Raw genomic sequence first — 7,887 nt, 5'->3', positions numbered from 1 at the left:
CGCGATCACCAGTTACAGCCTGTACGGCAGCAGCATCATTTTGCTCTATCTCGCCTCAACGCTGTATCACGCCATTCCCCATCAAAAAGCCAAATACTGGCTAAAGAAATTTGACCACTGCGCCATCTATCTGTTGATTGCCGGCACTTATACGCCGTTCTTGTTGGTGGGGCTCAATTCGCCGCTGGCACAAGGTTTGATGGTGGTGATTTGGAGTCTGGCGCTAGCCGGCATCCTGTTCAAAATCGCCTTTGCTCATCGCTTTGAAGCGCTATCGCTGGTGACTTATCTCGGTATGGGTTGGCTGTCGCTGGTGGTGATTTATCAGCTGGCGATCAAACTGTCGCCGGGCGGGATTTGGCTGCTGGCTGCCGGTGGGATTGTTTATTCGCTGGGGGTGATTTTCTACGTCTCGCGCCGCATTCCTTACAGTCACGCCATATGGCATGGCTTTGTGCTTGGCGGCAGCGTGTTGCATTTCTGCGCGATTTATTTTTACGTCATGTAAGCTCGATCCAGGTCGCCATAAATGGCGACCCTGCGGGTTTGGTGCGCATTAAAGCGCACCAGATTATTCTGCCAATGAATACGGCAGCGGCTGAATGGTCAACTTGCCACTTTCATCGCCTTCCACGCGCAATACGCTATCCGGCTCCAAATCGTTGTTCATCACCACCTGCACCCAAACGCTGCCGTCATCCAGCTGCACACCGCTCAATACCGTGCCAGTACGACGCCATTTATCGCCCATTTGCAGCTCCATCGAACCGCCAACGTCCGGAACTTTGCTGGCTTTGCCCGCCAGCCAATAGAGTGCGCGTTTGTTGGCGCCGCGGAATTTGGCCCGCGCCACCATCTCCTGGCCGGTGTAACAGCCTTTTTTGAAGCTGATGGCATCCAGCGCCTGCAGGTTGGTGGCTTGTGGAATCAGCTGCGCGCTGGTGGCGCTTTCAATTACCGGAATGCCCGCTTCGATATCCAGCGCCAGCCATTGCAGGCTGTCGTTGAACTGCGCTTCTCCCGCCAGTTTTTCTTTCAGCGCATTTGCCTGTTCTGGCGTGGTCACCAGCAGGAAACGTTCGGCTGGCTGGGCAAACCACAGCAGCGTGCTGTCACCTTGTTGTACCACCGGCGTTTCAGCATCCGGCAGCGTGCTGAACACGCCCGCCAGCGCGGCGCGCGCCTGGAAACCAGCAACGCCCAGCAGCACCGATTCATCATCCGCAACGATGGTGACTTTGGCGAACACCGCATATTTCTTCAGTTCGGTAAGCTGCTGCTCACGCAGGTTGCGACGCACCACGTACGCGTAACCTTCAGTGCGATGGAACAGACGAATGTTGCTCCACATTTTGCCTTTGGCATCGCAGTGCGCGGCGGGACGATGTTGCGTCTCGCCCATCGCCGCGACGTCCAGCGTCAGCTGACCTTGCAGATAAGACGTGCTGTCATTGCCCTGCACCTTCACCAGCGCCCATTCGTCGAGCGAAATCAGGGTCAAAGGCAGGCGTGACGATGCAGCAGGCTGGCGAGGTGGAAGGGTAAAAATCGACATGTCTCTTTCCTGATTAATGAGGTAATAGGTTGCAATGGTAAAAGAGCAGTGCGGCTTTGCAACCTGTTTACTGAATATGGCGCACAAATCGCGTGATACCCATTGCAAATTGGGGGATGTAACGCCGAGGCATTGCACAGTGATAAGCACAGCGCCTGCAGCGAGAAAAAAAAGCAGGTACACTGAGCGCCACTGTTTTTAGTCATGGAACCCGAGACATGGAAATTAACGACAAAGCCCGCGTCCAATGGGCATGCCGTCGCGGCATGCTGGAGCTGGATATCGCTATCATGCCGTTTTTCAAATTCGAATATGATTCGCTGGACGACACCGATAAGCAGGTGTTTATCGCTCTGTTAAAGAGTGACGATCCCGATCTGTTCAACTGGTTGATGAATCACGGTGAACCGGTCGATCCCGAGTTCAAACGCATGGTGAAACTGATTCAGCAGCGCAACCGTGAACGCGGTCCGGTGGCAATGTAATCTGCGGGCGTCACGCAGTGCGCGCGCACTGAATGTGACGCTCTCGCTACTGTGCGCCGGTTTGCTGCTGGCGCTTGAGTGGCCTGACGCGTGGGCGTGGAGTAAAGCGCCGGTGTTAGTGCTGCTGCTGGCAGAATGCTGGCGCAACGAGCGCCGTTTGGTGCAGCGCGTAGGTCGTCTGGCGCTAGACATGAAGGGCAATTGGCTGTGGCGCGATGTGCGCTGGCGAGCAGAACGCAGGGCAGATTGGTTACCGTATGGCGTTTTGCTGGTGTTGCGTAATCAGCAGGGGAAACGCTGGCGGCTGTGGTTAATGCACGACAACCTGCCGCCCGGTGAATGGCGCACGTTACGCGCCTGCTGTTTTCTGCGCGAGGGGCAAACGCTGCCTTAAAGCAGCGCTGCAGTTTCCGTCAGAATTTGTTCACACCACTGTTCGACGCGCTCATCGCTCAGTTCGAACTGGTTAACATCATCAAGCGCCAGGCCGACAAACTGCGAGCCATCGGCGGTCAGCGGTTTTTTGCTGGTAAACTCATAGCCTTCCAGCGGCCAGTAACCCACAAACTGCACGCCCATCGGCTGCAACAGTTCGTGCAGCATGCCGAGCGCATCAAGGAACCATTCGGCGTATTCGCCCTGATCGCCCATGCCGTACAGCGCCACAATTTTCCCGCGCAAGTTCAGCGCCGGAATCTGCGGCCAAATCGCTTCCCAATCTTCCTGCAACTCACCGAAATCCCACGTCGGAATACCGAGGATCAGCAAATCGTACTGCTCCATCAGCGACGGATCGTCATCTTTCAAATTGTGCAGCGTGACTAATTCTTCACCGATAAAGTCGCGAATCTTCTCCGCCGTCATCTCGGTGTAACAGGTGCTCGAACCATAAAACAAACCGATATTCATGCAATTAATGCTCTGTCTGAAACTGACTCGGGGGCAATTGTACCAGAAGCAGGCTACTTTCAGGCATAATGAGCACGATTTCACACGGGCGGAGAGTACAGTGCAGGACAGCGATCTGATCGAACAGTTTCTGGATGCGCTTTGGATTGAGCGTAATCTGGCGCAGAACACGCTCGCCTCTTACCGGCAGGATCTGCAAACGCTCACCGGTTGGCTGCATCACCACGATCGCACGTTGCTAACGCTGGAAGCGCTTGATTTGCAGCAGTTTCTCGCCGAACGCGTCGAGGGCGGCTACAAAGCCACCAGCTCGGCGCGCACCCTGAGCGCCATTCGCCGCTTGTGCCAATATCTCTATCGGGAAAAAGTGCGCAGCGACGATCCCAGCGCGCTGCTCTCGGCACCGAAATTGCCGCAGCGTCTGCCGAAAGATCTCAGTGAAAACCAGGTCGAACGCTTGTTGCAGGCACCGAGCATTGATGTGCCGCTCGAACTGCGTGATAAGGCGATGCTGGAATTGCTGTACGCCACCGGTTTACGCGTGACGGAGCTGGTAGGTTTGACCATCAGTGACATCAGCCTGCGTCAGGGCGTTGTACGTGTGATCGGCAAAGGCAACAAAGAGCGCCTTGTGCCGTTAGGTGAAGAAGCGGTGTACTGGATTGAATACTATATGGAACATGGTCGGCCGTGGCTGCTCAACGGGCAAACGCTGGACGTGATGTTTCCCAGCCAGCGCGCGCAGCAGATGACGCGGCAGACCTTCTGGCATCGCATCAAACACTATGCGACCCTTGCCGGTATCGATAGTGAAAAGCTGTCGCCGCACGTGCTGCGCCACGCATTTGCCACACATTTACTGAACCATGGCGCCGATTTGCGCGTCGTACAGATGTTGCTGGGCCACAGCGACCTCTCGACCACCCAAATTTATACGCACGTCGCCACTGAGCGCCTGCGTCTGTTACATCAACAGCATCATCCGCGCGCTTGAGATGCGGTAACAAGGATTTAAGATGAAAAAGCAGCTAACGATGCTGGCTCTGCTGGTCAGTGCATTCACTGGATTGGCGCATGCCGATGACAACGCCATTCAGCAAACGCTGAAAAAACTGGGATTGCAGCAGGCTGAAATCCAGCCGTCACCGCTGCCGGGCATCAAAACGGTGCTGACCGAAAGCGGCGTGCTCTACGTCTCCGAAGACGGCAAACACATGATTCAGGGGCCGCTGTATGATGTCAGCGGCAGCCAACCGGTCAACGTCACTAACCAGCTGCTGGACAAAAAAGTCACGGCGCTGGCGCCAGACATGATTGTCTACAAAGCGCCGAAAGAGCAGCACGTCATCACCGTGTTCACCGACATCACCTGCGGCTACTGCCGCAAGCTGCATGAGCAGATGGCCGACTACAACGCGCTCGGCATCACCGTGCGCTATCTGGCCTTCCCGCGTGAAGGTCTGAATGGTCAGGTAGAAAAAGCCATGCGCGCCATCTGGTGCAGCGCCGATCGTAACAAAGCCTTCGATGCAGCGATGAAAGGCGATGCGCCGCAGATGGATGCGCCAGCGACCTGCAAAATCAATATCGAGCAGCAGTACAAACTCGGCATCCTGTTTGGCATTCAGGGCACGCCAGCCATTCTCACTGATAGCGGCATGATGATTCCTGGCTATCAGGGACCGCAAGAGCTGAAGCAGGTGCTTGACGGCCAGAAGCGTGGCGGTTAACGCACAGTGATTCATTCTGTTGAATTGCGTCGGCGCGAAGCCGAGACCGAAGCCAGCTTACCCGCTGATTTGCCCCCTTTGCTGCGCCGCTTGTATCTGCAACGCGGCGTGAAACAGGCGCTGGAACTGGAGCGCGGCGCTAAACATCTGCTGCCGTGGCAAACGCTCGGTGGCATCGAAGCCGCCGTGACGCTGCTGCATCAGATGCTGCTGGCAGGCAAACGCATCGTGGTGGTAGGCGATTTCGATGCCGATGGCGCCACCAGCACCGCGTTAACCGTGCTGGCGCTGCGCAGCCTCGGCGGCAACGTTGATTATCTGGTGCCGAACCGTTTCGAAGATGGCTACGGCTTGAGTCCGGAAGTGGTCGAGCAGGCTAAAGCGCGCGGTGCGGAGATGATTCTTACCGTCGACAACGGCATCTCATCACATGCCGGTGTGGATACCGCGCATCAGCACGGTATTCCGGTTCTGGTTACCGATCACCACTTGCCGGGCGAAACTTTGCCCGCCGCCGAAGCGATTGTGAACCCGAACCTCAACGACAGCGAATTCCCTTCACGTTCGCTGGCGGGTGTTGGTGTGGCCTTCTATCTGATGCTGGCGCTGCGTGCGCATCTGCGTCAGCAAAACTGGTTTAGCGATAACCGCGCCGAGCCAAATCTGGCGGAGTTGCTCGACTTGGTGGCGCTGGGCACGGTGGCCGATGTGGTGCCGCTGGATGCCAACAACCGCATTCTGGTGTGGCAAGGTTTGAGCCGTATCCGCGCCGGCAAATGCCGCGCCGGAATTCGCGCGCTGCTGGAGATTGCCAACCGCGATGCGCGTCAACTTGCTGCCAGCGATCTCGGTTTTGCCGTTGGGCCGCGTCTTAATGCCGCCGGTCGTCTGGACGATATGTCGGTTGGCGTGGCGTTGCTGCTCACCGAAGATATCTCCGAGGCGCGCATGCTGGCCAATGAACTTGATGCGCTGAATCAGACGCGCAAAGAGATTGAGCAGGGCATGAAGAGTGAAGCGCTGGCGCTGTGTGATGAGCTGGAGCGCCAGCACACCGATCTGCCGCTGGGTCTGGCGTTCTACCATCCTGAGTGGCATCAGGGCGTGGTCGGGATTCTGGCTTCAAGACTGAAAGAGCGCTTCCATCGTCCAGTAATAGCTTTCGCGCCTGCCGGAGACGGCACGTTGAAAGGTTCTGGCCGCTCGATTGCCGGTTTGCATCTGCGCGATGCACTGGAGCGTCTCGACACGCTGTTCCCTGGTTTGATGATCAAATTTGGTGGTCACGCCATGGCCGCCGGATTGTCACTGGAAACCGCGAAGTACGAGGAGTTCCGTGCGCGTTTTGCCGCGTTGATCGACGAGTGGCTGGATGGCGAAGCGCTGCAGGGCGTGATTTGGTCGGACGGCGAACTGCATGCGCAGGAGTTTACGCTGTACACCGCCGAAATGCTGCGAGAAGCCGGTCCGTGGGGCCAGGCGTTCCCGGAGCCGGTGTTCGATGGCAAGTTCAAGCTGCTGCAACAGCGGTTAGTGGGCGAGCGCCATTTGAAAGTGATGGTCGAGCCGCTCGGCGGCGGCCCGCTGTTAGACGGGATTGCCTTCAACGTGGATACCACGCTGTGGCCAGACAGCAGCGTGCGTCAGGTGCAGCTGGCCTACAAGCTGGATATCAACGAGTATCGTGGCAATCGTTCGGTGCAGCTGATTATCGATCATATCTGGCCGATGTAAGGTGCGTGAGGTCGCCATGAATGGCGACCCTACACCGTTGGGTGCGCAGCACTCAGAAACTCACATCCACACCGCCGCGCAGCACTTTCTCGTCACCATGATCGGCGAAGTGCTGGTCGGCGCGCAGGAACAGGCGCGCACGTGATGTCTGCGCCACATCCAACCGCACGCCTAACCACTGCGACCGGCGATCGAGCTGCATACCAGGAATCGTGAATCGGTTCTGGTTATCGCCAAATCCACCCCAGCGCGCGCTGACATCCATCGACGGATTGTTGAACGCGTACTGATATTCGCCATACAGACTCAGCATGCTCCACAATCCAGCCGACCAATCCTGCCGTGCGCTGATACTCAAACCGCTATATCCCACGCTGCGTCGATAGCTGTCGCCGTCACCGCTCAGACCGAACGCGCTGCCTTTATCCTCAAATGCTCCGGTATCCAGTCCGGTTTCACGCCAGCCGAGATACGGTTCGAGGCGATAATTATCCTCAATCGTCCAGCGATAGCCGCTCTGCAGCGCCGCCTGCCAGCTGTTGCTGCTGGTGGTCGATGATACCGGCGACGCTTCATCCAGCAATACCAAACGCTTCAACTCATCGCGACCATGTTGATAGCTAAGATCGCCCTGCAGATACCACTCTGGCGTCAAATCGTAGCGGCCATACAGCATCGCGCCTTGCAGGCGATTACGGCTGGTGCCGCCGGTTTGGTCGTAGGTGGAATCTATCTGATTCTGCGTCCAGGCCACGCCCACGCGCAGACCGGAAACGCCCAAATCGCTATCTACGCCCAGTGCGGTAAGCGTGTTGCGGTAATCGGTGCCGAGGTAGCCCGCCTGATCCAGCGAACCGCGCAGTTGACCGCTTTCGATCCAGAATCCGTAACGATTGTCGGCGCTGGCATCGGCGATGCGGTTGCTTAACAGGCGGCTTTGATAATCCAGCGCGTTAAACAGTACTGCGTTGCTGGAGGCGTGCGCCTGGCCGGAAAGGGAATTGATGGCGGCCTGCGCACTGCTGGCATCCGCCAACGTCTGGAAAGCTCCGGCCGCGCCCAGCGCCGACTGCTGCGCACTGCTCAGCGATCCCTGTTGCTGCCAGCTATCCGCCACGCTAAACGCCTGCTCCAGATTCGCGGCCGTTTGCTGGGTGCTGGCGCTGTTGATGCCCAGCGCTGCCGCTGCTGCCGCAGTGTTTTTACGCGTCAGCTGGCCGGTCACACTGTTGGCGTTGTAGCTGACCGAACCATCAAGGAACACGCCGGTATTGACCTGACTGAACTGGCCGCTGACACCCGCATCGCTGGTCAGCAGCGTTTCCTGCTGTTTCACCACATAGGTCGATGACGGTGGCGCGAGGTTTAGCATGCCGTCCAGCGTCGAATGGCCCGCTACGCGCAGCGGACTGTTCAGCGCGATATTCAGCACGCCGTTGCTGCGTTGCTGGTAATCGCCGTGCACCTGCAAGCC

General features: G+C 57.5%; 9 protein-coding genes. 6 read left to right on the top strand and 3 right to left on the bottom strand.

From position 1 onward, the window contains the following. Positions 1 to 508, top strand: a 508-nt coding sequence (gene trhA / locus RTY00_RS15155) for a PAQR family membrane homeostasis protein TrhA (RefSeq protein WP_312665001.1), incomplete at its 5' end; no start/stop codon positions are given. 63 nt (positions 509 to 571) lie between these two features. Here trhA and ygfZ read toward each other — a convergent pair. Continuing rightward, positions 572 to 1,555 carry a tRNA-modifying protein YgfZ gene (gene ygfZ, locus RTY00_RS15150; protein ID WP_312665000.1) on the bottom strand — a complete coding sequence of 328 codons (984 nt, stop codon included), beginning with the start codon at positions 1,553 to 1,555 and terminating at the stop codon, positions 572 to 574. Positions 1,556 to 1,773: 218 nt separating this feature from the next. On the opposite strand from ygfZ, the gene sdhE reads away from it, so the two are divergent. Continuing rightward, positions 1,774 to 2,040, top strand: a complete 267-nt coding sequence (gene sdhE / locus RTY00_RS15145) for an FAD assembly factor SdhE (protein ID WP_061719865.1) — start codon at positions 1,774 to 1,776, stop codon at positions 2,038 to 2,040. Further along, complete coding sequence (locus RTY00_RS15140) at positions 2,015 to 2,434, top strand: protein YgfX (protein WP_312664998.1); 420 nt, start codon at positions 2,015 to 2,017, stop codon at positions 2,432 to 2,434. Before sdhE ends, RTY00_RS15140 begins: the two co-directional genes overlap by 26 nt. Here RTY00_RS15140 and fldB read toward each other — a convergent pair. Next, positions 2,431 to 2,949, bottom strand: coding sequence for a flavodoxin FldB (gene fldB / locus RTY00_RS15135; RefSeq protein ID WP_008108237.1), 519 nt, complete (start codon positions 2,947 to 2,949; stop codon positions 2,431 to 2,433). The genes RTY00_RS15140 and fldB overlap by 4 nt on opposite strands. A 100-nt stretch (positions 2,950 to 3,049) precedes the next feature. Between fldB and xerD the strand changes: the two genes are divergently transcribed. The 3 genes from xerD to recJ are packed head-to-tail and all read left to right on the top strand — an operon-like array spanning position 3,050 to position 6,413. Next, complete coding sequence (gene xerD / locus RTY00_RS15130) at positions 3,050 to 3,943, top strand: site-specific tyrosine recombinase XerD (protein WP_008108233.1); 894 nt, start codon at positions 3,050 to 3,052, stop codon at positions 3,941 to 3,943. Positions 3,944 to 3,965: 22 nt separating this feature from the next. Then, positions 3,966 to 4,679, top strand: a complete 714-nt coding sequence (gene dsbC, locus RTY00_RS15125) for a bifunctional protein-disulfide isomerase/oxidoreductase DsbC (RefSeq protein ID WP_154155349.1) — start codon at positions 3,966 to 3,968, stop codon at positions 4,677 to 4,679. A gap of 6 nt (positions 4,680 to 4,685) precedes the next feature. Further along, positions 4,686 to 6,413, top strand: coding sequence for a single-stranded-DNA-specific exonuclease RecJ (gene recJ / locus RTY00_RS15120; protein WP_312664997.1), 1,728 nt, complete (start codon positions 4,686 to 4,688; stop codon positions 6,411 to 6,413). A 52-nt stretch (positions 6,414 to 6,465) separates the two neighbouring features. Here the strand turns inward: recJ and RTY00_RS15115 are convergent. Beyond that, positions 6,466 to 7,887: autotransporter outer membrane beta-barrel domain-containing protein (locus RTY00_RS15115; RefSeq protein WP_312664996.1), on the bottom strand; the 1,422-nt coding region annotated here is incomplete at its 5' end.

The organism is Pantoea sp. CTOTU49201, from assembly GCF_032054795.1.
Classification (GTDB): Bacteria; Pseudomonadota; Gammaproteobacteria; order Enterobacterales; family Enterobacteriaceae; genus Pantoea; species Pantoea symbiotica.
Note: the sequence above shows the minus strand (reverse complement) of the source record. Positions and strands in the feature narration are given on the sequence as shown.